Below are 1,320 nucleotides of genomic sequence, written 5' to 3' on the forward strand. Positions count from 1 at the left end.
CCCGCAGCAGCGGTTGCTGTTGGAGGTGTCGTGGGAGGTGTTGGAGCGGGCCGGGATCGACCCGACGGTGCTGAAGGGCAGTCGTACGGGTGTCTTCACGGGCGCCATGTACCACGACTACAGCGAGGCGGTCGCCGCAGGCAGCCTCGTCTCCGGCCGCGTCTCGTACACCCTCGGGCTCGAAGGCCCCTCCGTGACGGTGGACACCGCGTGCTCGTCGTCGTTGGTGGCGATGCACTCGGCGGTCCAGGCGCTCCGCAGTGGCGAGTGCTCGCTCGCGCTTGCCGGCGGTGTTGCCGTGATGTCCACGCCCATCGCGTTCGTCCAGTTCTCGCGGCAGCGGGGCCTCGCCCCGGACGGCCGGTGCAAGTCGTTCGCGGCGGGTGCGGACGGTACGGCGTGGGCCGAGGGTGTGGGTCTGGTCCTGCTGGAGCGTCTGTCGGACGCGCGGCGCAACGGTCATGAGGTTTTGGCGGTCGTCCGTGGCACGGCCGTGAACCAGGACGGTGCGTCGAACGGGCTGACCGCGCCGAACGGTCCTTCGCAGCAGCGTGTGATCCGTCAGGCGTTGGCGAGTGCGGGTCTGTCGGCGGCTGATGTGGATGCGGTGGAGGCGCATGGTACGGGTACGTCGTTGGGTGACCCGATCGAGGCGCAGGCACTGATCGCCACGTACGGTCAGGAGCGGGCCGGTAGTGAGCCGTTGTGGCTGGGTTCGTTGAAGTCGAACATCGGTCATGCGCAGGCGGCGGCCGGTGTGGCGGGTGTGATCAAGATGGTGCAGGCGATGCGCCATGGTGTGCTGCCCAGGACACTGCACATCGACGAGCCGTCGCCGAAGGTGGACTGGTCGGCGGGTGCGGTGGAGCTGCTGACGGAGTCGCGGGAGTGGCCGACGGAGGAGGGACGTCCGCGTCGTGCCGCGGTCTCCTCCTTCGGCATCAGCGGGACCAATGCGCACGTCATCCTGGAGGCTGTAGAGGCGGAGCCTGCGCCGGAGCGTGTGGTGGTTCCGGACGGTGTGGTGGTGCCGTTGGTGGTGTCCGGGAAGTCGCCGGAGGCGGTCCGGGCTCAGGCGGGCCGGCTGGTGGAGTTTCTGGATACGGACACTGCGGTGAACTTGACGGACGTGGCGTACTCGTTGGCCGTGTCTCGTGCGCGGTTCGAGCATCGTGCGGTGGTGGTGGCGGGTTCGGTGGACGAGGCGTGCGAGGGTCTCGGGTCGGTGCGTCCGGGGGCGGTGGTGTCCGGGCGGCTGGGTGTGTTGTTCACGGGTCAGGGTTCGCAGCGTGTGGGGATGGGGCGTGAACTGTACGGCGC

At 69.2% G+C, this 1,320-nt stretch carries 1 protein-coding gene; it reads left to right on the forward strand.

Annotated features, from left to right (window positions below):
- A partial coding sequence (locus AQI95_RS44130) for a beta-ketoacyl synthase N-terminal-like domain-containing protein (RefSeq protein WP_279617067.1) occupies positions 1-1,320 on the forward strand: 1,320 nt, incomplete at both ends.

It is taken from the genome of Streptomyces yokosukanensis, assembly GCF_001514035.1.
GTDB lineage: Bacteria > Actinomycetota > Actinomycetes > Streptomycetales > Streptomycetaceae > Streptomyces > Streptomyces yokosukanensis.